The 26,872-nt window shown below is 56.9% G+C and carries 25 protein-coding genes; 15 read left to right on the top strand and 10 right to left on the bottom strand.

Features of this window, described 5'->3' with window-relative positions; genetic code table 11:
- Nucleotides 1–23 precede the first annotated feature (23 nt).
- The 5 genes from cueR to ACOTTU_RS09600 all read right to left on the bottom strand — a co-directional run bounded on the left by cueR (nt 24) and on the right by ACOTTU_RS09600 (nt 6,294).
- Nucleotides 24–413 carry a Cu(I)-responsive transcriptional regulator gene (gene cueR / locus ACOTTU_RS09620; protein WP_425657641.1) on the bottom strand — a complete coding sequence of 130 codons (390 nt, stop codon included), beginning with the start codon at nt 411–413 and terminating at the stop codon, nt 24–26.
- A complete protein-coding gene (locus tag ACOTTU_RS09615) occupies nt 410–2,665 on the bottom strand; it encodes a heavy metal translocating P-type ATPase (RefSeq protein ID WP_425657640.1) in 2,256 nt (751 codons plus the stop codon). Before ACOTTU_RS09615 ends, cueR begins: the two co-directional genes overlap by 4 nt.
- Nucleotides 2,666–2,729: 64 nt before the next feature.
- Nucleotides 2,730–4,229: a heme biosynthesis protein HemY gene (locus ACOTTU_RS09610; RefSeq protein WP_425657639.1), complete on the bottom strand. Its 1,500-nt coding sequence runs from the start codon at nt 4,227–4,229 to the stop codon at nt 2,730–2,732.
- Nucleotides 4,230–4,239: 10 nt separating this feature from the next.
- A complete protein-coding gene (locus tag ACOTTU_RS09605; RefSeq protein ID WP_425657637.1) occupies nt 4,240–5,514 on the bottom strand; it encodes a mitofilin family membrane protein in 1,275 nt (424 codons plus the stop codon).
- A 69-nt stretch (nt 5,515–5,583) separates the two neighbouring features.
- The gene (locus ACOTTU_RS09600; protein WP_425657636.1) at nt 5,584–6,294 is read right to left on the bottom strand and encodes a uroporphyrinogen-III synthase; all 711 of its coding nucleotides are present in this window, start codon (nt 6,292–6,294) and stop codon (nt 5,584–5,586) included.
- A gap of 74 nt (nt 6,295–6,368) precedes the next feature.
- On the opposite strand from ACOTTU_RS09600, the gene tsaD reads away from it, so the two are divergent.
- From tsaD to ACOTTU_RS09575, 5 genes are read left to right on the top strand one after another with little or no spacing between them, the layout of a single operon-like run.
- Complete coding sequence (gene tsaD, locus ACOTTU_RS09595; protein WP_425657634.1) at nt 6,369–7,466, top strand: tRNA (adenosine(37)-N6)-threonylcarbamoyltransferase complex transferase subunit TsaD; 1,098 nt, start codon at nt 6,369–6,371, stop codon at nt 7,464–7,466.
- Nucleotides 7,463–8,425, top strand: coding sequence for an NAD(P)H-dependent glycerol-3-phosphate dehydrogenase (locus ACOTTU_RS09590; RefSeq protein WP_425657633.1), 963 nt, complete (start codon nt 7,463–7,465; stop codon nt 8,423–8,425). The genes tsaD and ACOTTU_RS09590 overlap by 4 nt, the downstream gene beginning before the upstream one ends.
- Before the next feature lies 1 nt (nt 8,426).
- Complete coding sequence (locus tag ACOTTU_RS09585; RefSeq protein WP_298916268.1) at nt 8,427–8,699, top strand: YciI family protein; 273 nt, start codon at nt 8,427–8,429, stop codon at nt 8,697–8,699.
- Entirely contained in the window at nt 8,699–9,118 is a 420-nt protein-coding gene (locus ACOTTU_RS09580) for an EVE domain-containing protein (protein WP_425657631.1), read from the top strand. Before ACOTTU_RS09585 ends, ACOTTU_RS09580 begins: the two co-directional genes overlap by 1 nt.
- Before the next feature lie 51 nt (nt 9,119–9,169).
- Nucleotides 9,170–9,565 (top strand): DUF1761 domain-containing protein, encoded by a 396-nt coding sequence (locus ACOTTU_RS09575; protein WP_298916263.1) that lies wholly within the window; start codon nt 9,170–9,172, stop codon nt 9,563–9,565.
- Between the two features lie 236 nt (nt 9,566–9,801).
- Here the strand turns inward: ACOTTU_RS09575 and ACOTTU_RS09570 are convergent, their stop codons facing one another.
- Nucleotides 9,802–10,143 (bottom strand): DUF2853 family protein, encoded by a 342-nt coding sequence (locus ACOTTU_RS09570; RefSeq protein WP_298916261.1) that lies wholly within the window; start codon nt 10,141–10,143, stop codon nt 9,802–9,804.
- A 180-nt stretch (nt 10,144–10,323) separates the two neighbouring features.
- On the opposite strand from ACOTTU_RS09570, the gene lysM reads away from it, so the two are divergent.
- Complete coding sequence (gene lysM, locus ACOTTU_RS09565) at nt 10,324–10,749, top strand: peptidoglycan-binding protein LysM (RefSeq protein WP_425657629.1); 426 nt, start codon at nt 10,324–10,326, stop codon at nt 10,747–10,749.
- Between the two features lie 52 nt (nt 10,750–10,801).
- Here the strand turns inward: lysM and ahcY are convergent, their stop codons facing one another.
- Together ahcY and ACOTTU_RS09555 are read right to left on the bottom strand one after the other, a co-directional pair.
- Nucleotides 10,802–12,190 (bottom strand): adenosylhomocysteinase, encoded by a 1,389-nt coding sequence (ahcY, locus tag ACOTTU_RS09560; RefSeq protein ID WP_298916256.1) that lies wholly within the window; start codon nt 12,188–12,190, stop codon nt 10,802–10,804.
- Nucleotides 12,191–12,325: 135 nt separating this feature from the next.
- Entirely contained in the window at nt 12,326–12,640 is a 315-nt protein-coding gene (locus ACOTTU_RS09555) for a hypothetical protein (RefSeq protein WP_425657628.1), read from the bottom strand.
- A 210-nt stretch (nt 12,641–12,850) separates the two neighbouring features.
- On the opposite strand from ACOTTU_RS09555, the gene ACOTTU_RS09550 reads away from it, so the two are divergent.
- Nucleotides 12,851–13,447 (top strand): HD family hydrolase, encoded by a 597-nt coding sequence (locus tag ACOTTU_RS09550; protein WP_298916251.1) that lies wholly within the window; start codon nt 12,851–12,853, stop codon nt 13,445–13,447.
- On the top strand, nt 13,444–13,929 hold the full coding sequence (locus ACOTTU_RS09545; RefSeq protein WP_425657626.1) for a GNAT family N-acetyltransferase: 486 nt from the start codon (nt 13,444–13,446) through the stop codon (nt 13,927–13,929). The genes ACOTTU_RS09550 and ACOTTU_RS09545 overlap by 4 nt, the downstream gene beginning before the upstream one ends.
- A 16-nt stretch (nt 13,930–13,945) precedes the next feature.
- Here ACOTTU_RS09545 and ACOTTU_RS09540 read toward each other — a convergent pair whose 3' ends face one another.
- Both ACOTTU_RS09540 and ACOTTU_RS09535 read right to left on the bottom strand, forming a co-directional pair.
- Nucleotides 13,946–14,500: an ActR/PrrA/RegA family redox response regulator transcription factor gene (locus ACOTTU_RS09540; protein WP_298916245.1), complete on the bottom strand. Its 555-nt coding sequence runs from the start codon at nt 14,498–14,500 to the stop codon at nt 13,946–13,948.
- Between the two features lie 91 nt (nt 14,501–14,591).
- Nucleotides 14,592–15,209 (bottom strand): SCO family protein, encoded by a 618-nt coding sequence (locus ACOTTU_RS09535; RefSeq protein ID WP_425657624.1) that lies wholly within the window; start codon nt 15,207–15,209, stop codon nt 14,592–14,594.
- A 96-nt stretch (nt 15,210–15,305) separates the two neighbouring features.
- Here ACOTTU_RS09535 and regB point away from each other — a divergent pair, with 96 nt between their 5' ends.
- The 7 genes from regB to addA all read left to right on the top strand — a co-directional run bounded on the left by regB (nt 15,306) and on the right by addA (nt 26,862).
- The gene (gene regB / locus ACOTTU_RS09530) at nt 15,306–16,694 is read left to right on the top strand and encodes a sensor histidine kinase RegB (RefSeq protein WP_425657622.1); all 1,389 of its coding nucleotides are present in this window, start codon (nt 15,306–15,308) and stop codon (nt 16,692–16,694) included.
- A 90-nt stretch (nt 16,695–16,784) separates the two neighbouring features.
- Nucleotides 16,785–18,323 carry a PAS domain-containing protein gene (locus tag ACOTTU_RS09525; RefSeq protein WP_298916236.1) on the top strand — a complete coding sequence of 513 codons (1,539 nt, stop codon included), beginning with the start codon at nt 16,785–16,787 and terminating at the stop codon, nt 18,321–18,323.
- 48 nt (nt 18,324–18,371) lie between these two features.
- On the top strand, nt 18,372–18,845 hold the full coding sequence (tsaE, locus tag ACOTTU_RS09520; RefSeq protein WP_425657620.1) for a tRNA (adenosine(37)-N6)-threonylcarbamoyltransferase complex ATPase subunit type 1 TsaE: 474 nt from the start codon (nt 18,372–18,374) through the stop codon (nt 18,843–18,845).
- Nucleotides 18,833–19,861 carry an aminoglycoside phosphotransferase family protein gene (locus ACOTTU_RS09515; RefSeq protein WP_425657618.1) on the top strand — a complete coding sequence of 343 codons (1,029 nt, stop codon included), beginning with the start codon at nt 18,833–18,835 and terminating at the stop codon, nt 19,859–19,861. The genes tsaE and ACOTTU_RS09515 overlap by 13 nt, the downstream gene beginning before the upstream one ends.
- Complete coding sequence (locus ACOTTU_RS09510) at nt 19,837–20,529, top strand: nucleotidyltransferase family protein (RefSeq protein WP_425657616.1); 693 nt, start codon at nt 19,837–19,839, stop codon at nt 20,527–20,529. The genes ACOTTU_RS09515 and ACOTTU_RS09510 overlap by 25 nt, the downstream gene beginning before the upstream one ends.
- Nucleotides 20,522–23,479 (top strand): double-strand break repair protein AddB, encoded by a 2,958-nt coding sequence (gene addB / locus ACOTTU_RS09505; protein ID WP_425657614.1) that lies wholly within the window; start codon nt 20,522–20,524, stop codon nt 23,477–23,479. The genes ACOTTU_RS09510 and addB overlap by 8 nt, the downstream gene beginning before the upstream one ends.
- Nucleotides 23,476–26,862: a double-strand break repair helicase AddA gene (gene addA, locus ACOTTU_RS09500; protein ID WP_425657612.1), complete on the top strand. Its 3,387-nt coding sequence runs from the start codon at nt 23,476–23,478 to the stop codon at nt 26,860–26,862. The genes addB and addA overlap by 4 nt, the downstream gene beginning before the upstream one ends.
- Nucleotides 26,863–26,872 lie beyond the last annotated feature (10 nt).

The raw sequence follows: 26,872 nt of genomic DNA, 5'->3' as shown, positions 1-26,872 counted from the left end.
TCAGGATCGCGCGTCAAGCCCTGCTAACGCTCCGACGCAAGGTCCGCCAGAATGGGGCAGTCCGGACGGTCATTACCTGCGCATGTCTCGATGAGATGAGACAGGGTGTCCCGCATCTGGCGCAGTTCGCTGAGCTTCTGATCAATCTCCGCCAGATGTTCCTGTGCGAGTTTCTTCACATCCGCGCTGGCACGCGATTTGTCGTTGTAAAGCCTCAGCAACCCGCGACAGGCATCGATACCGAACCCCAGGGATCGCGCTCTGCCCAAAAAGGCCAGTTTGTGAATGTCACTGTCGGAAAAGCTACGGTATCCGTTGCCGCTTCGGGCGGGTGCGATCAGACCGATGTCCTCGTAATACCGAATCGTCTTGACCGGCAGGCCCGTGCGTTTGGCCACATCAGAGATATTCATGCAATTCTCCTGTTCATCCGGCGCAACCGCAGCGCATTCGCAAGGACGAAAAGGCTCGATAACGCCATGGCCCCGGCAGCCAGTTGAGGCGACAACAGAATGCCAAACCCGGAATAGAGCGCCCCGGCAGCGACCGGGATAAGGACAACATTATATCCAAACGCCCAGAACAGATTTTGCCTGATATTGCGCATGGTCATTTTCGCCGCAGAAACCGCGGATGTGATACCCTGTAGGTTGCCGGACATCAAAACCACATCCGCCGCTTCGATCGCAATATCCGTTCCGGTGCCGATGGCGATGCCGACATCCGCATAGGCCAGCGCGGGCGCATCATTGATGCCATCTCCGACAAAAGCGATCTTTGCATCGGCTCCGCGCAATTGCGTCAGCGCATCAACTTTCTGGTTTGGCAGCACTTCGGCGACCACCTTGTTGATCCCGATCTGACGACCAACTGTTTCGGCAGTGGCCTTTCGGTCCCCGGTGATCATCGCAACCTCGATGCCTTGAGAAACAAGGCCCGAAATCAAGCGTTCCGCATCCGGTTTGATTTGATCGGACACGCTGATCATTGCGGCGACCTCGTCGTCTATCGCCGCAAAGAAAACCGTGTGGCCACGTTCTGACAGCGCGTCAGCCTGGTTTTGAAAGGCCGTAGTTTCCAAGCCGCGATCTTTCATCAACCGGTCTGAGCCGATCAGCACGAACTGACCGGAGACGACCCCTTCGATGCCCATACCGCTCAGCGCGGTGACGTCGCGACCGGGTAGCAGTTCCAGACCATGCCGGGTTGCGGCATCAACGATGGCTTTGGCGACGGGGTGTTCGGCGCGCGCCTCAAGACCGGCGATCAGACGCAAAACCTCGGTGCGATCATAGCCTTCGCTGACGGTGAGTTCAGACAGTTCTGGCTGACCAACTGTGAGCGTCCCTGTCTTGTCAAATGCGATCAGGTCAACCTCCGCCAAAGACTGAAGCGCATCCCCCTTGCGGAACAGCACCCCCATTTCAGCGGCACGTCCGGTCGCCACCATGATCGAGGTCGGCGTCGCGAGACCCATGGCGCAGGGACAGGCGATGATCAGCACCGCAACCCCGGCAACCAACGCATGTGACGCCACCGGCTCCGGACCCAGGATCATCCACAACAGGGCGGTCAGGGTCGCGATCGCCAATACGCCGGGCACAAACCAATGGGTGATGCGATCGACCAATGTCTGGATCGGAAGCTTCGCGCCCTGCGCTTCCTGCACCATCCGGATGATGCCGGCCAGAACCGTATCGGCCCCGGTTTGCCTTACCTTCAGTTTCAGGCTGCCCTGCCCGTTGACGGTTCCGCCGGTCACCAGACCCCCCGGCAGTTTTTCAACAGGCAACGGCTCGCCGGTGATCATGCTTTCATCAATATGACCCCGGCCTTCCGTGACGACCGCATCCACCGGGACGCGTTCGCCGGGTTTCAAAAGGACGATATCGCCGACTGACAGCGTTTCGATATCGACCGGAATAACACCTTCAGCAGTCTCTAAATTGGCGATTTTGGGCTGCAAATCCAGCAGGGACCTGATGGCCGCGCCGGTATGGCCCCTGGCGCGGGCTTCAAGCCAACGCCCGAGCAATATCAGGACGACAATGACCGCTGCCGCTTCAAAATAAACGGCCTGCGATTGTGCTGGCACAACATCCGGAAACAGCAGGACACAGAGTGAAAACAGATAGGCGGCGGCAGTGCCGATGGCGACAAGGCTGTTCATGTCGGGCGCATGTTTCAGCAGCGCCGATATGCCCAGCGCATAAAAGGCGCGGCCCGGACCAAAAAGAACAGCCGTCGTCAGGACAGCCTGCACCGCCCAGCTGGCCTGCACCCCGATGGTTTGGGCGATGAATTGATGGAAGGCAGGCACCATATGGCCACCCATTTCCAGCACCACAACCGGAAGCGCAAGAACAACAGCCAGCAAGGTGCGTCTGGCCAATGCATGTGCGCGGTCAGAGTGTCTGGCCTGTGGGTCTTCGAAATCCCGCGCGTTGATCACCTGTGCCGGATAGCCTGCCCGGGTCACTTCCTGCGCCAGAAATTCCGGCGTCAGGTGCGCACCGGCAATATCAACCGTGGCCTCTTCGGTCGCCAGGTTGACGGCAACGCGCTGCACGCCGCTAACAGCGGACAATATCCTGTCAACACGCCCGACGCAGGAGGCGCAGGACATCTTGTCGATGGAAAGTTTTATCGTATGTGACGCAGACACGGAAGGTCCCTCTTGAATGTTCAAGGAGGGATATAGGGGTTCCAGTTACTGGAAGGTCAAGACCCTAACTTGCCTTGATGTCTTCCGTCACCTTCGGGTCTGTCCCGCCGGCGCCTTCCGCGGGCAGCAACTCGGCATCTTCGATGGTTTCTTCATCCGGCAGGTCACCTGATACCGAACTGTCCGTGGGAGCACCGACAATCAGCGGCAACATCTGAACGCCCACGGGCATCGCGACCTCCGACATCGGGGGCCGCTTCCAGGCCAGGGTATCGAAACTCTCGCAATTCTCGCAGATGGGGGCCCAATCAGCGTGAATATGCTGGCAATTGTCGCAAATCCACTGCGGCCCGCGAGAAACCGAGATCGCGCGTGCCAGCCATCCGCGCACCACCGCGTCATCCGCCCCTTCGCCTCTTTCGATTGCCGCCATCAACGTGACCGATCGCGCGGTTGGGTCTTTTTCCACCAGATCGCCCAGCGCCCGCCGTGCCTGCGGGAAATCCTCATTTGCGATGTGCAGCTCTGCCAGCAACATCTTTGTTTCGGAATCCGTTGGATTGGCGCGGGTCAACACCGCAAATCGCTTTATCCGTTGCCCCGGGGTCTCTTCGGGCTCAATTGCGGCAAATGCAGCGGCAAGATCCGGGTGCGGGTGCGTTTCCCATGCCTTTTTCAGAAGCCGCGTGGCGAGGCGCGGCTTGTTCTTTTCGATATAACTTTGCGCCGCCATGACAGCAGCCGGGATCAGATCAGGCGAGAGTTTGTTGGCCTCAATCGCTTTTTCCTGTGTCTCAATCGTTGCATCACCGGCCATGATGTCCCGGGCTTCCGACAGGGCCAGAACCGCATCGCGCCGTCTGTGCACATCGCGTGGCAAATGCCCGTGTTTCAGCTTGGCGCTGAGCGTTTGCCGGGCGCCCGACCAATCTTCTTTCTGTGCTTGCAGGCGAAGCAAAACATCTTGTGTCTCTTCGTGCTTCGGTTTGAGCGCAAAGGCGCGCTCGGCCAATTGCAACGCTGTTTCGGTGTCCCCATCAGCCAATTTTTGCTTGAGAATGCCGCGAACACCAACAAATCGCGTGGCATCATTGGCGACGAGTTTCTTATAAGTCTCTTCCGCTTTGTGCTTGTCGCCCGCCAGTTCTGCGGCCTGCGCCGTCAACAGGTTGGTCAGGGCGGGTTTATTGAGGTATTTGTCAGCTTTGGCAGCCTTGGCCATCGCCAGCCGTCCTTCTCCGCTGGCCAGCGCCATCATCCCTTCGGACAGCGCCTCAAAACCCTTCCGTTCGCGATTGCGGTCAAAATAGCGCGACAGAGCAGTTTCATCCCCGTTGAGAAATTTCCATGTCGCCAACAGTAGCGACAGGAGCTTCAACATGATCCAGACCGCAACAACGAAAACAACAACGGCTATGACAGACTGGATCGGGCTAAAGGTGAATTCACTCCCCATGACGGTGATCTGCACGCCCCCCTGGCTTTCAAGCAGGTAACCTGCACCAAGGGCAAGCAGCGCCACTGCAGCAACGAACAGGACAATCTTTATAAGGGACCAGAGCATAACGTTTTCCTTAGTTCACTGTCAGACTGTCGGAGAGGGATTTCGTCGCGTCCCGAGCAGCCTTGCGCGCATTTGCACGATCAAGCCAACCCTGCATCGCGGCCTTCGCCGCATCCGGTAAAGCATCCATTTCGCGCAGAGCGGTATCCAGATCTTCCGCTTTCATGGCCGCCTCTGCGCGCGACAATATCGCATCCGGATCAGTCCCTTCACGCGGCGTCACCGACCGGACGCTCAATTGCCGACGAATAAAACCGCCGATCCCCTGCACTTCCGATTCCGGAACTTCCGCGCGGGCCGCTGCCAGCCCGGCCCGCGCCGCGTCAGGGAACCCTTCGCGCAACATGGACATTGTGGGCACCCCTTCGGCCGCCGCAGATCGCAAAACATCCGGAACATCAACCGGTGCCACTTCTTCCAGGGCACCCAAGGCAGGCTCGAAAGCGGTGCCACTGTCGACTGCCGTCTCCACTCGTGTAAGCGCTGCGCGTGCCAGAACACGTTCCGCCTCCGTCCGTGCACGCGCTTCATCTTCGCTCAGTTGCGTCTGCAAATCCGCAAGAGCGGACTGGAGGGCAGCAATCTCGCCACTATTGTCGACAACCGGTGCGCTGGGCTCGGGTTCGGGCCGGGACTCGATGGCCTCCAGCCGCGATGTCATTTGAAGCAATGCAGATTGAAGCGCATCAACCGAGGATATCAATTCTTCGTCGCGCTCAGGAACTGGTTCGGGCGTGGCAGCGATAACCGCTTCCAGACCATCAATCCGTTCTATCAGCGCGCTGTTTGCCTCCGCCAGGGCTTGCGTTTCTGCCTCGATTGGAGCGAGATCAACAGCTTGTCGCTGCATTGATGCTGGCAAAACACCATCAAGAACGTCCCCACGACCCGCAATGAATCCCAAAAGCGCGGCAATCACGCCACCAAAAATTGCTGGCCAGAAACTGGATGTGTTTTGCGCGGGGGCCGGAGGGGGTGCCGGGCGCTCCTCTGTCTGAGCTTCCTGGGCGCTTTCTTCATGTTCAAGCTCGGCATCGACCTCATCTTCTGGATCGCCGTCAGCGAGATCTTCCGCTTCCGCAAGACCCTCTTCGGGCGCGGCGTCCGGATCAAGTTCACCGTTTTCATGTTCAGCATCAGACGTTTCTGCTTCCGAAGCTTCCTCCTGGGCATCCAAACTCGACTCTGACTCTGGCGCAGCAGCCTGTTCATCGGCATCAGATTGCAGCTTTTCCACTGCCGTGCCCTCGTCAGAAACGTCTTTTTCGTCTTTAGCTTTCGCCACTCCCTACACCCTTTCGAATCTGCCCCCCGTAGGCACGCCCTAGAACCTTACCCGCGCCACCTCCACCTCTCAACCCAAGGTGATGCGCGCGACCATCTTTTCAATGGCCTGCCACATCTCGATTGCATCAGGGTTTTCCGCTGTTTCAGAACCCGCGATGTTCAATCCGGCAGCTTCAGCGCTCACAGATTCACTTAAGAAAACGGCATGGGGGCATGCGCTGGCGGGGCAAATCGCCGCAAAATGTGCTGCCGTTCGCGGCGAAAACAGGGGCACGACAACCTGATCCGATTTGCGCAACACGTCGTCTGCCTGGGCAGTCAGTGGCATGAGCTTTTGGTCATAGACCTTCACGCGGTCGACATTGAACCCAGCCGCGCCCAGTTTCTCTGCAACCTGTCCACGGGTGTGAACGCCAGATAAATGTACGAGCCGCTCTTCGGGCTTCAGATGCTCCAGAAATGAAATCAACCCACCCGCGTCCTCGCCTGCGCGCTGACTGATCCAGCCCGCCTGCGCCGCAGCGCGGGTTGTGGCGGCCCCAACACAATAGGCCTTCCGACCTGCACCAGCCGGGGCGAACTTCACACCATTCGCAGAGGTGAAGATCGCGTTATCCTCCTCGCCCAGGTTTACGGCCAGACCGGTTGCCGAAATCTCTATCAGCGGGGCGTGTATCACCTGAAAGCGCGGAAAGAGCCGCGGTGGGCAAAGCTCCAGGAATCGCTCATTTGACCCCGCAGGCCGGGTCAGTATCAAAGAGATAGGAGCGTGACCCATTAAAGACCCTTGGCATTGTTTGCGACCGCTTACGGTGTTACCTGCCTGCCCATATGCATGCAACGGGGCCTTCAGTGAGTAAGTCCGTCACAATTCTGGGATTGGAAAGCAGCTGTGACGACACAGCGGCGGCAATCCTGCACCGGGACGGGATGGGGCAGACCGCAATCCTGTCATCTGTCGTCAAGGGTCAAGCCAGCCTGCATGCAGATTTCGGAGGAGTCGTTCCTGAGATCGCTGCGCGGGCCCATGCAGAGATACTTGATCTCTGTGTCGAGGAAGCACTGGCCGAGGCGGAGACCTCGATCGCGCAGATAGACGCCATTGCCGTAACCTCCGGCCCCGGCCTCATTGGAGGCGTTGTGTCAGGTGTGATGTGTGCAAAGGGGCTTTCTGCCGCGACGGGTGCGCCCCTTTACGGGATAAATCACCTCGCAGGGCACGCGCTGACCCCCAGACTGACCGATGGCGTGCCCTACCCTTACCTTCTGCTTCTTGTTTCCGGTGGCCACTGTCAATTTCTGCTGGTACGCAGCGCGGATCAGTTTCAAAGGCTCGGCGGGACGATTGACGATGCGCCCGGCGAGGCATTTGACAAGGTCGCAAGGTTACTGGGATTGCCTCAACCCGGTGGACCCGCTGTCGAGAAGGCTGCGAAACTGGGCAACCATATGCGGTTCAACCTGCCGCGGCCGCTGCTGGACCGGACCGGTTGTGATATGTCCTTTTCGGGATTGAAAACAGCCGTATTGAGAACAAGAGACCGCATCATCGAAGAACATGGCGGCTTGCCAATCCAGCTACGCGCAGACCTTTGCGCAGGATTTCAGGCCGCAGTTGTTGATGTTCTGGCCGAAAAAACGCGGCGCGCATTTTCAGACTATCTGCAAGCGGAACCGTCGGCGCCGACCCTTTGCGTCGCTGGTGGCGTCGCCGCCAATCAGGCGATCCGAAATGCATTAGAGACTGTTTCTAGAGAGTTTGGGGCCGAATTCACTGCCCCGCCGCTTGCTCTTTGCACAGATAATGCCGCGATGATTGCCTATGCGGCTCTTGAGCAAATGCCCCTCAGACCGGCTGATGATTTTTCCCTTTCGGCGCGTCCCCGATGGCCGCTGGATAAATCAAGCCCGGCGATGTTGGGCGGCGGAAAGAAAGGGGCAAAAGCATGAGCATCGCGGTTTTGGGCTCAGGCGCATTCGGCACCGCCCTGGCGATCACAATGGGTCAGGTTGGCCCCACTTTGCTATGGGCACGCAACACAGACCATGTCGCGACCATGCAAAGCACCCGGGAAAACGCGCTCCGGCTTCCCGGCAAGGCATTTCCAATAGACCTGACAGTCACCGCCGACCTTGATCGCGCAGCTTCCGCTGAAATACTTCTGATCGCCGTCCCGATGCAGAAACTTCGTGCCTTTTTGCAAGACCACGCCACCGCCCTTGGCGGCAAGATGCTGGTTGCCTGCTGCAAAGGCATGGAGCTTGGCACCGGGTTGGGTCCACTCGACATCATTGATCAAGAAGTCCCCGATGCGGAAAAGGCTTTGTTGACGGGTCCAAGCTTCGCTGCGGATATTGCCGCCGGGATGCCGACCGGCCTGACCCTGGCCTGTGCAAATGACCAGCGTGGAAGGCTGTTGCAGGCATCACTGTCAACGCCGACGTTGCGCCTTTACCGCAGCCTCGATGAGATCGGCGCATCACTGGGCGGGGCGCTCAAAAACGTGATTGCGATCGCCTGCGGAACATCGATGGGCGCCGGGTTAGGCGAAAGTGCACGCGCGGCCCTGCTGACGCGCGGCTTTGCCGAGATGCAGCGACTTGCATTGCGCAAAGGCGCCCAGCCTGAAACGCTGGCAGGGCTCTCAGGGTTTGGCGATCTTGTCCTGACCTGCACATCTTCCCAGTCGCGCAATTACCGCCTTGGATTGTCCCTCGGCAAAGGAAATGCCTTTGATGCGTCAATCACAGTCGAAGGTGCCGCCACTGCCAAGGCCGCGAATCTGCAAGCGCAGGAGTTGGAGATCGATCTGCCCATCACCTCTGCGGTTGCGGGCCTGCTGGAAAAACGTTTGGATGTAACCGAGGCCATGTCAGGCCTCTTGTCCCGAAGTCTGAAGGAAGAATGACATGCTTGTTGCCCTGATTGCCCACGACAAACCGGGGGCCTTGCCCGTCAGGCAGGAAAACCGACCCGCTCATGTCGCCTATCTCAAATCCGGCGACGCGGTTCAGCAGGCCGGACCGCTGTTGGACGATGCCGGGGAAATGGCCGGATCATTGATCATTCTCGATGTGCCGGACATGACCGCCGCCGAGGCCTGGGTTGCAGGCGATCCATATGGCCAGGCTGGCCTCTTCGAGAGCGTTCAGCTGATCCCATGGAACAGGGTGATCGGGTGATGGCTTACTGGCTTTTCAAATCCGAACCCTCGACCTGGAGCTGGGACGATCAGGTCGCCAAAGGCGATGTCGGCGAAGAATGGGATGGCGTGCGAAACTACCAGGCCCGGAACTTCATGCGTCAAATGGCTGTGGGCGACCAAGGGTTTTTTTATCACTCGCAAAAAGAGCGTGCAGTCGTCGGAATTGTCGAAGTCATCGCGGAAGCGCATCCCGATAGCACAACCGATGATGAGCGTTGGGAATGCGTTGATATAAAAGCTATAAAACCGGTCGAACAGCCCGTCACGCTGGATGAGATCAAACAGGTCGAAGCCCTTTCAGAGATGGTTTTGGTTCGAAACTCCAGGCTCTCCGTGCAACCGGTTACAGAAGGTGAATGGCGCATCGTCTGTGGCATGGCGGGAATTTCGGGCTAGCGGCTTTTCGCAAGCGGTGGCAATCTGAGCCGATAAACGAGGGAGATTTCCATGGAATTTGTCAGTGTTGCAGTCGCGGGTGTCGCGGGGTTCATGTTCGGTGCGGTGTGGTATACTTTGCTCGCAGATCGCTGGATGGCGGCGTCTGGCGTGCCGTTGGACGAAAACGGGGTTCCGGCAAACCGATCCGATCCAATTCCCTATATCACCAGCCTGCTCGGCGCGATCCTGGTTGCTGGAATGATGCGGCATATCTTCGTACTGAGCGGCATCGATACTGTTGGAAAAGGTCTTCTCTCCGGTCTGGGCATTGGTTTGTTCTTGGTGAGCCCCTGGATCGCCACGTTCTACAGCTTTGGCGCGCGACCACGTAGCCTGATCCTGATCGACGGTGGGTACGCAACCTTTGGATGCACGGTTATCGGCATTGTTTTGACACTGTTTTAGGAAGTCTGTCTCTCTGAATCCGAGAAGGGTTCTGACACAGCGCCAGAACCCTTCTTCACCCCACGTGTTCTCGGTACCCACCACACGTGTTTGAATCTGGTCCTGGCCATACTGGCCGGATAAAGAGTTGATACTCTAGAACGAAAAAAATCTCAATTGTTCAATAGTTTAAATGCGCGACAAAAAAGAAACGCCTTCTTAAGAAAGAGGCGCTTCCAAAATACTTATTGGCCGGTTCAGCCGTAAACCGACTCTTTGCCGAAGTGTTTGGTCAGCATGTAGTAGACGACCGCGCGGTACTTGTTGCGTTCGGATTGGCCATAGGTTTCGATAACTTTGCTGATCCCCGCATCCAGTTCAGGACCGTCAGACAAACCCAGTTTCTTGATCAGAAAATTGTTTTTAACCGTATCAAGCTCGGCCGCCTGACTTGACGCAACGGTTGACGCATCCGCGTCATAGACCGCCGGACCACATCCGATGGTCACCTTTGTCAGCAGATCCATATCTGGCGTCATGCCGCATTTGTTTTTCAGATCATCTGCATATTGCGCGATCAAATCGTCTCTTTTTCCCACATTACTCTCCCAAAATTATTGCCGAGGAAATCTCAACCATCTGTCCCCTCTGCGGACATTGCGCAAAGACTAGTCAACAATCCGCTCGATCACAAAGGGAAATAATCCACGTAAATTCCCCTAGGATAATCGCCGCCGACTTCCGAAGGTGCCGAGAATGTTTATCAAAAGGAAAACACGATGGGACTTTGGAATTTTATCAAATCGGCGGGCGCGTCGCTTGTCGGCGGCGCAGAAGCCGGTGAGGCGCCGGCGAAAGAGATACTCGCCAAGGAAATCTCCGACATTGGTCTTGATACGAAAGGTGCTGAGATCAGCGTTGAGGGAGACAAGGTTACCGTCGCTGGCGGTGCCTTATCCGTTGAAGAGCGGGAGAAAATCATCCTGGCCGTTGGAAATGTCGAAGGGGTTGCAACCGTAGAGGCCGACACTGAAATCGAGCCGGTTTTTCACACGGTCGAGAAAGGTGACACTCTTTGGGCGATCTCGTCAAAGATGCTTGGAGACGGCAATCGCTACAATGAGGTTTTTGAGGCTAACAAGCCGATGCTAAGTCATCCTGACAAAATCTACCCCGGCCAAATGCTGCGTATTCCACAAGCATAAACGAAAAGAGGCCCGCAACACCTGATGCTGCGGGCCCCTTTTAGCGGTTAAATCAATAGCGGTAATGTTCAGGTTTGAAGGGCCCTTCCGGGGTCACGCCAATGTACGCGGCTTGTTCCGCGTCGAGTTGCGTCAGCTTCACGCCAATCCGGTCCAGATGAAGACGCGCTACTTTTTCATCCAGATGTTTCGGCAGGATATAGACGTCATTCTTGTACTGATCGCCCTTGGTCCAAAGCTCGATCTGCGCCAGCACCTGGTTGGTGAAAGATGCTGACATCACGAAGGAGGGGTGGCCTGTCGCGTTTCCGAGATTCAACAAACGGCCTTCCGACAACAGGATCAGACGATTGCCGTTTGGCAATTCGATCATGTCCACCTGCTCCTTGATGCTGGTCCACTTGTGGTTTTTGAGCGCTGCGACCTGAATTTCATTGTCGAAATGGCCGATATTGCCGACGATCGCCATGTCCTTCATCTCGCGCATGTGCTCGATGCGGATCACATCTTTGTTGCCGGTTGTGGTGATGAAGATGTCGGCGGACCCGACCACGTCTTCGAGCAGCACAACCTCGAAACCGTCCATGGCGGCCTGCAGCGCGCAGATCGGATCAACCTCGGTCACCTTGACGCGTGCACCCGCGCCCCGCAGTGACGCAGCAGAACCTTTGCCCACATCGCCATAGCCCATCACGACGGCAACCTTACCGGCCATCATTGTATCCGTCGCGCGGCGGATGCCATCGACCAACGATTCCTTGCAGCCGTATTTGTTGTCGAACTTCGACTTGGTGACGGAATCATTCACATTGATTGCAGGGAAGGGAAGCTGGCCCTGTTTGACGAGGTCATAGAGGCGGTGCACGCCGGTTGTGGTCTCCTCCGAAACACCCTTGATCTGATCACGCATCTTGGTGAACCAACCGGGGGTAGCCTCCATGCGTTTCTTGATCTGCGCCTTGATCACGGTCTCTTCTTCAGATGTCGGCACGGCGATCACATCCTCACCGGCCTCTGCGCGCGCGCCCAAAAGAATGTAAAGCGTAGCGTCCCCGCCATCATCGAGGATCATATTCGGCCCGTCCGGGAACATGAAGGATTTGTCGAGGTAGTCCCAATGCTCTTCCAGAGACTGACCTTTGATGGCAAATACTGGCGTGCCGCCTGCGGCAATTGCAGCGGCTGCATGGTCTTGAGTTGAGAAGATATTGCACGAAGCCCATCGCACATCAGCACCAAGCACCACCAGTGTCTCGATCAGGACAGCTGTCTGGATGGTCATATGCAGGGAGCCGACAATACGCGCGCCGGACAGCGGTTTGCTTTCGCCATATTCTTCGCGCAAAGCCATCAGCCCCGGCATTTCGGTTTCGGCAATATTGAGTTCCTTGCGCCCGTACTCGGCGAGCGAAATGTCTTTTACAATATAGTCATTGGCCATGGGTCGGGTTCCTATCCGTGCGATTTCCCGCGCAGATAGCACCACGAAAGCCATGATACAATCCGTCAGGTCAGATCATCCCCAACACATTCTGAAGGGCGGTATCAATTCGCCATCGCAAGAGCCTTCGCCAATCTAGCTGGCCGTGCCTTCGACAGGGGATATCTCGGAGCCTTCGAAGAAATCCGTACCCGCTGCAACAACGCAACTTACACCGTTGGGGTTGGTCAGTAGTACAGTAAACGTTCCGGTATCCGGCGAAGACCAGATTTCAACGATAGTCTGGGAAGTGCGGGTCGTTTGAAGCCCTCCGGCCGTAAAGTGCTCCGCGTATTTCGATTTCAGTTTCTCGATGACCGCCTCGCGAGGGCCGCAATTTGCCGCGGCCGCCGGCGGGGGGATGCCTGCCATTCCTATTGTCAGGCAGGCGACGATGAGATGCTTGACCATTGCAAGCTCCTTTCTGTTTCGCTTCTGACATCGGAGGAGGCGACCATATGGAAAAGGATGCGCCTTCCCCCATGGTATATATATCGTGATCACAGGGCTTGTTTACAAAGCACAGCCCGTCAATAACCTGTGGCAGCTTGTGATCAGATGCGCTTTAAGGTGCGCCTGAATTGTGGCGAAATCGTGGCAAGAACACCGGACTGTTACATTATGGCAACACCAAAACGCGCCTGGCAAAGAATGCTTTCAGGCCGGAGGCTCGACCTGCTGGACCCAACGCCTGTTGATGTCGAAATCGAAGATATTGCGCATGGCCTGGCGTTTGTGGCGCGCTGGAACGGCCAGACAAAAGGAGAGCACGCATATTCTGTTGCTGAGCATTCTCTCTTGGTAGAGACGCTTTTTGGCCGAATTTCACCCAAAGCACCCGCTAAATGGCGGTTGGCGGCGCTCTTGCACGATGCACCTGAGTATGTGATCGGTGACATGATTTCACCAGTCAAGGCCGCGGTTGGGCCCGGCTACGGTGCGTTGGATGATCGGTTGGCTGCGGCGGTCCACATCCGCTTTGGCCTGCCAGCCGCAATTCCCGTTCACATCAAGAAACAGATCAAAAAAGCCGACAAGATCAGCGCATGGATGGAAGCAACGCAGATCGCCGGTTTCTCCGAGATCGAGGCCAGCAAGTTTTTCGGCAAACCGGATACCTCGATCATCAACGACCTTTCCATCGTGCTGCGCACCCCTATCGAAACCAGAAACGCCTTTACCGAAAGACACGGCCAGTTGCTGGGGGAAATGCAATGATCAGAGTCCGGCGTGCTATAGCACTGGATGCAGGTTCAATGGCCAGATTGCTCAACGCGATTATCGAAAAAGGTGGAACGGCAGCGCTGACCCGCCCTGTCAACGCCAAGGACTTGACCGGATGGATGGCAAGCAATGCAGAGAGGTCCGCTTGGCATGTGGCCGTGGATGAGCAGGAGGCTGTTGTAGGATTTCAGTGGATATCGCCCCATCCGCAATTGCCACCTGAAGCCGTGGATGTGGCGACCTTCGTCCAGGTTGGCCAAACGGGCCTGGGAATCGGTTCGGCATTGTTCGATGCCTCGTCAAAGGCGGCTTGCGAGCTGGGATATGTCTGGATCAACGCCACCATTCGCGCGGACAACACTGGTGGTCTGACCTACTACCAAAGCAGGGGCTTTCGCGACTGGCATTTTGACGAAGGGATCAGGCTGGAGTCCGGCCAGATCGTCGACAAGATCAGCAAGCGCTATGATATCTGAAGTGCTTGCCTTCGGATTATCGCGGTGATCTTTTGGCCAAAATGCGCTGCAAGGTCCGACGGTGCATGTTCAGACGCCGCGCTGTTTCACTGACATTCCGGTCACATAGCTCGAACACGCGTTGGATATGTTCCCAACGAACCCGGTCAGCGCTCATCGGGTTTTCCGGGGGTGGCGGCAGATCATCGCCATTCGCCAGCAGAGCGTTGACGATGTCAGCAGCATCTGCGGGTTTGGAAAGGTAGTCTGTGGCGCCAATCTTGACCGCCGCAACAGCCGTCGCAATTGCGCCGTATCCGGTTAACACCACTACGCGCGCATCTGGCCGTTTCTCTCGCAGAATCTCCACGACATCGAGACCGTTGCCGTCTTCGAGCCGCAGATCGACAACCGCATAGGCCGGCGGCCGGGCGGTTGCAATCGCACTACCAGCGGCAACGGATTCAGCTGTTTCAACCGAAAATCCACGCTTTTCCATAGCCTTCGCCAGCCGGCGCAGAAAGGGCTCGTCATCATCGACCAGCAAGAGGCTTTTGTCTTCGCCCAAATTCAAGTCAGCTGCATCCTGCATTGATTGCCTTTCCTGTGCGCACGTCATGTGTGCCATGCTATATGTGTCAGCGCCAGTAATTCGTCAAATCGGCAGTTTGCGATTTGACCGCCTAACTGTTTTCCACAAAGCAGGCCACAGTGTCCGCCACATCCTGCGCCGTTGCTTCACGACGGAAAAATTCAACGAAGCCCGCTTCCGGCATGACTAGATAGCTGAACGTCGAATGATCTACGAGATAGTAGTCGTCATCGCCGTCGTGCGCTTTGTAATAGGTACGGTAGGCTTCGCTTGCGGCTTTGACCTGCTCAGGTGATCCGGTCAGCCCGATCATGCGCTCATGCAGGTTTTCCGCGAAATCTCCTACGACCTCCGGTGTGTCTCTTTTCGGATCGATGGAGATGAAGACAGGCGTGATAGAAATGTTCCGCTCGGCCAGAACATCGACGGCCTCGGCATTCCGGGCGGTGTCGATCGGGCAGACATCAGGGCAAAACGTGTAGCCGAAGTAGATCAGCGACGGCTCAGTGATGACATCCTTGTCCGTCACGGTCTGCCCCTGACCATTCACCAGCTCGAAAGGCCCGCCGATGGACCCGGCGCCACCGGCAATCTGGCTGGCACGGCATTGCGCAAAATCGTCACCGTCTTTCGGAGCCTGTGTGGCGTACCAGACGCCCCCAAGCAGACCAACAATAGCAACAGCGGATAGTGGGGCGATATAGCGCATGGGTGTCGCTTCTCCAAAAGTGCGTTAGGGTGTCTTTATCAAAAAGAAGTCCTAACGTCCTGCGACATCTATGCAACTCAACAAGCGGTGAGATTGATGCCTGACACCAACGTCAGACCCCTGAGCGGAGATACCCGCGCCAACTGGATCAGGCTGCGTACCATGATCCTTTTGCGGTGGTTTGCCATCGGCGGTCAATTAACCGCGATCACTGTGGCACAACGCTGGTACGGTTTGCAGCTGGAACTAGGTCTTTGCTATTTGGTCATCGGTGCCTCCGTCATCGCGAACCTCGTTGCGATTTTTGTCTTTCCCGAAAACAAGCGCCTCAGCGAAGTTGAGAACATGCTGATGGTCATGTTTGATCTGATACAACTCAGTTTCCTGCTGTTTCTGACAGGTGGTTTGCATAATCCCTTCGCGCTTTTGATGCTCGGGCCGGTCACCATATCTGCCGCCGTCCTGACACTGCGTTCCACCGTTCTTCTGGGAAGCACGGCGATCCTGATGGTATCGATGCTGTCGCATTTTCATCTGCCGCTAATGACCGAAGTAGGCATGATTCTTGAGATTCCCCAGTTGTTTGTGTTTGGGAACTGGATCGCGCTGATCATCGCAATCATCTTTATTAGTGCCTATTCTGTTCGCGTTACCTCCGAGATTCACTCGATGTCAGATGCTCTGGCCGCGACCCAGATGGCGCTCGCACGTGAGCAGAAACTTACTGACCTCGGCGGCGTCGTGGCCGCTGCGGCGCATGAGTTGGGCACACCGTTGGCTACCATAAAGCTCGCCAGTGGCGAGTTGTTCGAAGAGCTTACGGATCATCCGGACCTGCAAGAAGACGCGGCCCTGATCCGAGAACAGGCTGACAGATGCCGCGATATACTGCGGGATATGGGGCGTGCAGGCAAAGACGATTTGCATATGCACCAAGCCCCCCTAATGGCGGTCGTTGAAGAAGCCGCAGAACCCCATCTGGGACGCGGGAAGTCAGTACATTTTCAGCCGCTGGGCGACCCTGCTGCTCAGCCCAGCATCCTCAGGAAGCCTGAAGTGATCCATGGGCTACGTAATCTGATTCAGAACGCGGTCGATTTCGCAGCAGCCGACGTTTGGGTCGAAGCGAGCTGGACCGATGCCATGATCTCCCTGCGCATCATGGATGACGGACGCGGTTTTCCGCCATATCTTCTAGGCAGGATCGGTGATCCCTTCATGCGCCGCAGGCGTCCGGATTCCGAAAGGCGTTTGCGTCCTGGTTATGAAGGTATGGGCCTTGGGTTGTTCATTGCCAAAACACTTCTCGAACGGTCCGGTGCCGAATTGCAATTTGCCAATGGACGCGACCCGATAGGCACAGCGAAGGCGCCGAAAATGGATATGGGCGCCATCGTTGAAGTCACCTGGGCCCGTCAGAAAATAGATGCCCCAAGATCAGAGGCAGCGGTCGGTCTGGGTCGGAATCAACCGAACCTGGCCTAATATGAACTTTCGGGCCGTATCGTTAACGGCTCATTAACTATGCAGGCCGGATAGTGACCGGGTCGTCATTGGAGAAAGGGTCTTGGGCGCATGCCTTTCTGGGACGTTGCCGCCATCGCCACCGCCACCGGCCTCAGCACCCTTGCTGGTTTGGCCTGGATATCGCGTTCTCAAAAGTCACCCGATACCGCAACGTCAAAATCTCTTTCGGAACCGCCAGTTGACGGCATATTCTTCCTCTTCGACAATAGCGACCTGCATCACGCGTCCGATACGGCGCAACAACTCTACCGATTGATCCCGGGGCAAGACGACTGGCAGTCCTGGAGAGAGCGGATGCTCAACCGATTTCCATCCTTGCCGGAGCAACCTCCCCTCGAACAGCCCGGCACTCTGACCGTGCAAGCACGCCATGCGGAAGACACAGCAACGCTCAGTCTGACACAGAGGGGGCAGTTCACGCAGATTCACATGGATGACGACCGGATGGTCTCTGCGGCGCAATCACAAAAGATGCGCGTTTTGCATCAGGAACTGGCCGATCTGAGGCGCGCCAGCGATACGACGCCCCATGCGGTGTGGCAGGTCGATACGCAAGGCAAGGTCACTTGGCACAATGCCGCCTACGAAGACCTTTACAATCGCCTTCATCAGACTTCACCCGACGCCGACAAACCAGTTTTCGAGGTGAGTGACACACTAAACGAACAAACCGGTCGCCAAAGGGTCTCAACCCAATCCGGGCCTGAAGGCCGAAAAGATTGGTACGATGTGAACGCGGTCAGCGTCGGCGACATTACGATTTTCCACGCAGTTGACGTGAATGCCGTTGTGAAATCTGAGGTTGCCCAGCGCAATTTCGTGCAAACCCTGGCCAAGACCTTTGCGCAACTATCTATCGGTCTGGCGATCTTTGATCGCAACGGCCAACTGGCATTGTTTAACCCCGCGCTTATTGATCTGACCAATCTGCCCGCAGATTTCCTGAGCGGTCGGCCAACGTTGCTATCGTTCTTTGATCGCATGCGTGAAAACCGCCGTATGCCGGAACCAAAGAACTATCACTCCTGGCGTCAGGAAATTTCCGAGGTTATCGCGGCGGCGACGGATGGCCGGTATCAGGAAACCTGGACCCTGGAGACAGGTCAAACATACCGTGTGCGGGGACGCCCTCATCCGGATGGTGCCATTGCCTTTCTCATCGAAGATATCAGTGCCGAAGTCTCTCTGACACGCAACTTCAGAGCCGAATTGGAGCTGGGCCAGTCCTTGATGGACACTTTTGATGATGCGCTGGTGGTATTTTCATCAACCGGCGTTCTGACTTTCTGCAATGCTGCCTACCGGGAACTCTGGGGGTTGGATCCTGACAACTCTTTTGCCGATGTCACGATTGCTGACTCAGTGCAGGAATGGAAGCGCTTGTGTCAGCCTGGTGCACGCTGGGCAGCCTTGACAGATTTCGTTCTCGATTTTGGCGAACGCGCATCTTGGGACATGCCAACGGTGATGACGTCTGGGACGGCGTTCAATTGCACAATTTCGCGCATTGCCTCGGGTGCGACAGTGATCAGATTTGTTAAATCTGAGGCTGCCCGGCCAAAAATCAGAAAATCAAGATCGCGCTGAGTACGCTTCCCTCTTTGCAGCTCATTCTGCGGAGGATAAGCAGGCGCCATGATCTTGAGCCCTTACATTCAACAGCTGACCACCAGCGAGGTAACCGCTGAGGTTGCAGCACATCTGGCGCCTACCCTTAAAGCGGGCGATGTCCTGTTGCTTAATGGTGCGGTTGGTGCTGGCAAGACATTTTTTGCGCGCCACCTGATCCAATCAGTACTCATCGAAAAGGAAGATGTTCCTTCACCTACTTTCACACTTGTCCAGACCTATGAAACCGTAATCGGACCCATTTGGCATACGGACCTGTACCGCATCCAAAGCCTTGGTGAGATTGAAGAACTTGGGCTGATTGAGGCGTTCGAGGAGGCCGTCTGTCTGGTCGAGTGGCCAGATCGTCTGGGCCCACTGCGACCGGAGGCTGCGTTGGAATTATGGTTCTCTGAAGGTCAAAACGAAAACGAACGCGTACTCAAAACCGCTTGGCAAGACAGCCTATGGGACGCAAGAATGCAACAATGGAAATCATAACAACCCGTACGCAGTATGTGCATGACTTCCTGATGCGGGCAGGATGGGCAGAAGCGAGCAGGACACCTTTGGCCAGCGATGCGTCGAACCGCCGCTATAGTCGGCTGGTCAGGGGGGATGGCACCAGCGCGGTTCTGATGGATGCGCCTCCGACAAATGGCCAGAGCATTCTGCCTTTTGTCACCGTTGCTGCGCATCTGGCAGGCATTGGTCTGAGCGCGCCGCATATCATTGCGCAGGACGAACAATCGGGGTTCTTGCTCCTAGAAGACATGGGCGATGACCTATTCGCGCGTTTGCTGGCATCCAGGCAGGCGTCGGAAGAGACACTTTACAGCGCCGCCGTGGACGTCCTGACGCATCTGCACAAATCAAAACCACTGTCTGTGGCGCCCTATGACGCAGAATTCATGACGCCTTTGGCAGCCCTGGCATATGATTGGTATCAGTTCGGAGCGACGGGCCATGTTGATGAAGATGCAAAAGGTCAGTTCGCCGAAGCCTTCCACAAATTATTGAAACCATTGGACGCCCAGCAAGTCCTGATTCAAAGAGACTATCATGCGGAAAACCTCTTGTGGTTGCCGCAACGCGACGGCCCTGCAAGGGTTGGTTTGCTGGACTTTCAGGATGCCATGCTTGGTCATCCGGCCTATGATCTTGTATCGGTCCTGCAAGATGCGAGACGCGATGTCTCCAAGCGCATTGAGTATGAAATGGTCACACGGTTTCTGTCCCAGAACCAACATGATGCCGACGCGTTCAAGGCTGCCTATGCGATCTTGGGCACTCAGCGAAACATGCGTATCCTGGGCGGGTTTTCACGTCTTTGCCTGCGTGACGGCAAAGCCCAGTACATTGACCTGCTGCCGCGCGTCTGGAACCATGTGATGACAAATCTGAAGCACCCGGTTTTGGATGAAGTCGCGGGATTTATCGCCGGCTCCCTGCCGCCACCTACCCCTGAAATCCTGAAAACCTTGAGATCAAAATGTGCGACCTGCCGCGATCGGTAATGTTGTTTGCCGCAGGTTTCGGGACACGAATGAAGCCGTTGACGGATGATCTGCCGAAACCAATGATTGAGGTTGCGGGAAAACCTTTGGTGGACCATGCGCTTTCACTGGCATCGGCGGTGGCGCCGCAAATCATCGTTGCCAATCTTCATTACAAGCCGGAGCCGCTCGAACGCCACCTCACTGCAAGGGGGGTTCAGACGGTCCTGGAGACCCCCGACATTCTAGATACCGGCGGCGGGTTGCGCAACGCCCTGCCAGCACTGGGGCCGGCCCCTGTTTTTACCCTTAACACAGATGCGATCTGGAAGGGCCCCAACCCTCTGGACATGCTGCGAAATGCCTGGGAGCCTGCGCGTATGGATGCCCTGCTGATGTGCATCCCGGTTGCCAATACCCATGCATACAAAGGTCAGGGTGATTTTCAGATCAACGCTCAGGGACAGATCACACGGGGGCCCGGGCTCGTTTATGGGGGCGCGCAAATCATCAAGACAGGCCGATTGGCCGAGATCGACAAGGCCTGTTTTTCACTCAATGAGCTTTGGAACCTAATGCTGACCGACACACGCCTTTTTGGGCTGTGCTATCCCGGTCAGTGGTGTGACGTGGGCCATCCGGGGGGAATTTCCATTGCCGAAGCCCTGATCGACCATTCCGATGTTTGACACCTCTGCCAAGCCAAGGCTTTTCGGTATCGACCCCGGCGCAGATTTCCCAAAGACGCTGGTGAAAGGGTTGGTCGCGCGGCTGTCTGGCAAACCCCCCGAAGCCCTGGCGCGCGTCCAGCTCATCGTCAATACCCGACGCATGCAGCGGCGCCTGCGCAGTCTGTTTGAGGCGGGCCCCGCGACCTTGCTGCCGCGGATCGGGCTCATCACCGATCTGGACGCGCTGGATCCTGGTGTTTGGGTACCTCCGGCAACCTCATCCCTTCGGCGAAGGCTGGAATTGATTGCGCTGGTCTCGCGCTTGTTGTCCCAGGAAAAAGACCTCGCGCCACGATCATCGCTCTACGATCTGACCGACAGTCTTGCCGCACTCATGGATGAAATGCAGGGTGAAGGTGTGACCGCCCAGACCATCGCGGAGTTGGATGTGACCGATCAATCCGGTCATTGGCAACGCGCCCAGCAGTTTATCCGCATTGCCCAAAACTACATGGACAGCGCCGACACCCCACCCGATGCTGAGGCACGCCAGCGGTTGCTGATCAATGCGCTGGCGTGCAGATGGCAGACATCACCACCCACGGACCCTGTGATCATTGCAGGGTCGACCGGGTCACGCGGGACAACATTGTTGCTGATGCAGGCCGTCGCGAAACTGCCTCAAGGCGCGTTGGTCCTGCCGGGATTTGATTTCGAGATGCCAAATGCGGTCTGGGCGCATCTCGATGACGCGATGTTGGCACAGGACCACCCCCAGTATCGGTTTCAGAAACTCATGAATGATCTGGAGGTAGCGCGGAGAGATGTCGGCAGGTGGCACCCGTCGACGCCACCCTCTGCTGCACGGAACGCTCTTGTTTCCTTGTCCTTAAGGCCTGCGCCGGTGACCGATGCATGGCTTTCGGAAGGTAAAGATCTCAAACACCTTGAAGCTGCAACCGCGGCGATCACGATGCTGGAAGCCCCCAGCCCGCGTGAGGAGGCCCTCGTGATCGCGCTGCGCCTGCGACTGGCGGCAGAAAAGGGAGAAACAGCTGCGCTGATCACGCCAGACCGCATGCTGACGCGTCAGGTAACCGCTGCGCTGGATCAATGGGATATTCTGCCGGACGATTCCGCCGGGACACCGCTGCATTTGTCGCCGCCCGGCCGCTTTCTGCGTCATATCAGCAACCTGTTTGTCCGCAAACTGGACGCCGAAGCATTGCTGACGCTGCTCAAACACCCATTGACCCATAGCGGGATCAACCGCGGACAGCATGTGCTCAACACCCAGCGGCTGGAACTTGCAATCCGCAAGGATGGGCTGCCGTATCCGGACAGGGCAGGTATTCTGAAGCGGATGCAAAGGGCGGTGGCCGCTGCCGCCGATCAGGTGTTTGTCGATGAATGGGCGCATTGGGTTGGCACCTCGCTAACCGGTCATCTTTCGGGTCAACTGCGCCCCTTGTCGGACTGGGTCGCCGATCACATTGCGCTTGCAGAGACCGTGGCAGGCGGGCTCGGCGCCGAGGGTTCTGGCGAACTCTGGCTCAAAAAAGCTGGCCAGAAAGCCAATGCGCTCATGCTGGATCTTGTAAAACACGCCGACGCAGGGTCGGAAATCTCTGCCGCTGACTATCACGATCTGGCAAGCGCGCTTCTGGCGGGCGAAGAGGTCCGGGATCGGGATGCGCCCCATCCAAAAATCATGATCTGGGGCACGCTTGAGGCACGGGTAGAGGGTGCCGATCTGGTGATCCTCGCAGGCTTGAACGAAGGCACCTGGCCCGAAGCGCCGCCCCCGGACCCCTGGCTCAATCGCGCACTCAGGCATCAGGCGGGTTTGCTGCTTCCGGAACGGCGCATCGGTCTTTCTGCCCATGACTACCAACAGGCCATTGCTGCCAAGGAAGTCTGGTTGACCCGCGCAATACGATCAGATGATGCCGAAACCGTGGCATCCAGATGGGTCAACCGGTTGCGCAATCTGCTGGCCGGCCTGAAAGAGCAGGGCGGACAGGCAGCATTGGACCAGATGCTGGACCGCGGCAACATCTGGCTGGCGCGCGCCTCTGCCTTCGAGCGTGTCGAACGGGTTGACCCTGCCCATCGGCCGTCGCCAAAACCGCCCGTCAGCGCGCGGCCTCACGCGCTGTCCGTCACGGAAATCAAGCGGCTGATCCGCGATCCCTATGCGGTTTATGCCAAACATGTGCTCCGCCTGACAAAACTGGGCCCGTTGGTGCAAAGCCCTGATGCCCTGATGCGGGGCACCCTGGCACATGACATCATGGAGCGCTTCATCAGGGGCACGGTGGCTGATCCGACGCTTCTCACCACGCACCATTTGACCCATGTGGCACACGAAGTAATGGAGAGGGACGTTCCATGGCCTGCGGTTCGGGCCATGTGGCTGGCGCGGATCGAAAAGATCGCAAACTGGTTTGTGGCGCGTGAACGTGAGCGCAGAACGTTTTCACAACCGATCGCTTTCGAGAATCAGGCCAAGGGCAAACTGTCCTGGCCGGATTTGGGATTCACGCTGACAGCCCGCGCCGACCGGATTGACCAAACTGACACAGGCGACGTGCTGATTTACGACTACAAGACGGGCAAACCACCCAGCGGAAAGGAGCAGGCCGCATTTGACAAGCAATTGCTGATTGAGGCGGCAATGGTCGAGCAGGGCGCTTTTGAAACTCTTGGCGTTTGCCATGTCGCGCTGGCCGTTTTCATCGGGTTAGGCTCTAATCCTGTCGAAGTTGGCGCGCCCCTTGAAAAAGAACCACCGCGCGAGGTCCTTGAGAAACTGCACGCGCTTATTGCGAGCTATCTGTCGGCGGATCAGGGGTTCACGTCGCGGCGCATGATGCAGCAGGATCGCTTTGGCGGGGACTATGATCAACTGGCGCGTTTTGGCGAATGGGACGCAACCGACGATCCGCTGCCGGAGGATTTGTCATGACGACCCGGGACGCAGCCACACAAGCGCAGGTGCGGGCAGCCGATCCTGACACGTCCACCTGGCTGGCTGCAAATGCAGGTTCCGGGAAAACGCGCGTTCTGACAGATCGCGTGGCGCGCTTGCTGCTTGAGGGGGTCGAGCCACAACATATTTTGTGCCTCACCTACACCAAAGCGGCAGCCTCGGAGATGCAGAACCGGCTGTTCAGACGTCTTGGGGCGTGGTCAATGCTGCCCGATTTGAAATTGCAGAACTCACTCCAGGAGCTTGGCGTTTCAGGAGAAATCGACGAAGCCCGGTTGCGCGATGCAAGAACGCTCTTTGCCCGGGCAATCGAAACGCCCGGCGGGCTGAAAATCCAAACGATCCACTCCTTCTGCGCATCGCTATTACGTCGCTTTCCCCTCGAAGCTCAGGTCAGCCCCCAGTTTACGGAAATCGAAGACCGGGCCGCTGACCTGCTGCGTGCGGAAATCGTCGATCAGATGGCAGAAGGGCCTGATGCCTCCTTGATCACGGCGCTTGCCCGTCATTACGCCGGTGAAGATTTTGGCAAACTGACGCGGGCGGTGGTACAGAACCGAGAGGCGTTTTTACAAACGTTGAGTTGGCCCGCCATCCTGTCCCTCTTTGAGCAGCCCGTTGAATTAAAAGAAGAAAGCATCGCGCAAAGTGTTTTCCTTGGGGGGGAACGCACGCTGATCGACGCCATCAAACCGGCATTGCTGGCAAAAGGCGGAAACGATGCAAAAGCCGGCGAAAAGCTGACGGGTCTCGTCGATCTTTCCTATTCAGCGCTTCCCGTGCTCGAAGCGGTCTTTCTGACAGGCGCCACGGCCAAATCCCCTTTTTCAGCCAAAACGGGCAGTTTTCCGACCAAACCCACCCAGGCTGTGATCGAGCCGCATATGCCCGCGCTGAATGCCCTCATGCAGCGGGTGGAAACCGCTCGCGGGCAGCGTCTTGCTCTGGGGGCGGCTCGGAAAACACAAGCCCTGCATGAATTCGCCGCGCGCTTCCTGCCTCTATATGAAAATCAGAAATTACTACGCGGATGGTTGGATTTTGATGATCTGATCCTGAAAGCGCGGACCTTGCTGACCGACAGCGCGGTTGCGGCCTGGGTGCTTTTTCGGATCGACGGTGGGATCGATCACATTCTGGTCGACGAAGCGCAGGACACCAGCCCCGCCCAATGGGACGTGATCCGAAAGCTGGCAGCCGAATTTTCCAGCGGTGAGGGCGCGCGCAGAGACGTCAAACGCACACTCTTCGTCGTTGGGGACAAGAAACAGTCGATCTACTCATTCCAGGGCGCAGATCCACGCGAATTTGACCGTATGGAAAGGGAATTTCAGACAAAACTGGAAGCCGCTGATCACAGATTTCAGAGCGAGACACTGGCGTATTCATTCCGGTCAGCTTCCCCGATTTTGTCCCTTGTCGACAAAGCGTTCGACGAAAAAGAGCAGGCCGGGTTCGAAAAGACGGCTAGACATATCGCCTTCAAAAACGCACTGCCCGGACGTGTTGATCTTTGGCCTCTGATCGAGAAACAGGCCGATGAGGATGATCGGGTTTGGTACGATCCGCTGGACCGGCGCAGCGAAACGCACCATACGGTTTTGCTGGCGCAACAAATCGCGGGTCAGATCAAACAGATGATCAACACGCACCAGACCGTGCCGGTGGATGGGCCGGTGCCGGGTGAATTTGAAAAGCGGCCCGTCCGGCCCGGCGATTTTCTGATCCTCGTGCAGCGGCGATCTGATCTCTTTTCAGAAATCATCCGGGCCTGCAAAGCGCATGAGTTGCCCATCGCTGGCGCGGATCGGCTGAAGGTTGGGGGTGAACTGGCGGTGCGCGATCTCGCGGCCTTATTGTCTTTCCTGACGGTCTCGGAAGACAGTCTGTCGCTGGCTACGGCTTTGAAATCACCGCTTTTTGGATGGTCGGAACAGGAGCTCTTCGATCTCGCACATCGCCGGAGCGAAGATCACCTTTGGCAAGCGCTGCGGCACCGTACTGAAGATTTCCCGCAAACGCTTGCCGTTCTGAATGATTTGCGGGCAAATGTGGATTTTCTGCGCCCTTATGATCTGATCGAACGTGTTCTGACCCGGCACGGCGGACGACGGAGGCTTTTGGCACGTTTGGGAAGAGAGGCCGAGGACGGCATCAATGCGCTGCTATCTCAGGCACTTGCCTACGAGCGGACCGCAATCCCCAGCCTGACCGGATTTCTGGTCTGGATGGAAACCGACGATCTTGAGATCAAACGACAGATTGACAGCGCCTCCGACCAGATCAGGGTGATGACCGTGCATGGTGCCAAAGGTCTGGAAGCGCCGATCGTGATCCTGCCCGACACCGCCAGACGTGACATTCAGATCAAAGATGACATCGTCAAGATAGGGAATACCCCTGTCTGGAAGACGAGTGCATCAGAAATGCCCGATGCCATGGCGCAAAGCATCGAAACGATGAAAGCGGCACAGATCGAAGAGCGGTTGAGATTGCTATATGTGGCTCTAACAAGGGCAGAGAAGTGGCTGATCATTGCCGCCTGCGGCGAGCTATCCAAACAAAATGACAGTTGGTATCAAATTGTCGAGCAGGCTCTGGACGAATTGCCTGTCACGTCGATGCGTTTTCAGGGTTTCGACATCAAGAGATTTGCCTCCCCCGGTTGGGAGGATTTGCCCGATGCCGAAAATCTCCCGTCAAAATCAGCCGCCATCGAACTGGACCAAATTTTTCATCACAAAGCGCCCGCAGCACCTGCCATTCCGGAAACCCTATCGCCATCTGAGCTTGGCGGACCCAAGGCACTGCCTGGCGAGACCAGTCGCACCGAGGAGGAAGCGAAAGCCTACGGCACTTTGGTGCATAGATATTTGGAGTATTTGAGCGCGGCACCGTCAGCCGAATGGCGTGACGTTGCCGAACGATTACGCTCGGCAATTCCAGACGTTTCAGAGCACGACAAGGCGCTCGCAGAGGCAAGTGCAATTTTGCGAACAGAAAGCCTGAGTTTTCTATTTGCTCAAGGGTCGCTGGCCGAAGTGCCGATTACAGCGCAGCTGGGTGAGCGTACACTCTATGGTGTCATTGACCGGTTGGTCGTCTCGGATACCCGCATTCTTGCCGTGGATTTCAAATCCAACGAAACCATCCCAGACCATGCGGCGCTATGCCCTGACGGGATATTGCGTCAGATGGGCGCTTATGCCCATGCGCTGCAACAGATCTATCCCGAACATATCGTCGAAACCGCGATCCTCTGGACCAGAACCGGCGAACTCATGAGATTGCCGCACGATATCGTGACGAGATCATTACAATGCGCTCTACATCTTGACGTGGGCACCAACGCTACATAGGTTCGCCGTC

Origin of the sequence: Roseobacter sp. EG26, assembly GCF_049830555.1 — a bacterium.
Classification (GTDB): domain Bacteria; phylum Pseudomonadota; class Alphaproteobacteria; order Rhodobacterales; family Rhodobacteraceae; genus Roseobacter.
This window is presented reverse-complemented; position numbering and strand designations above follow the sequence as displayed.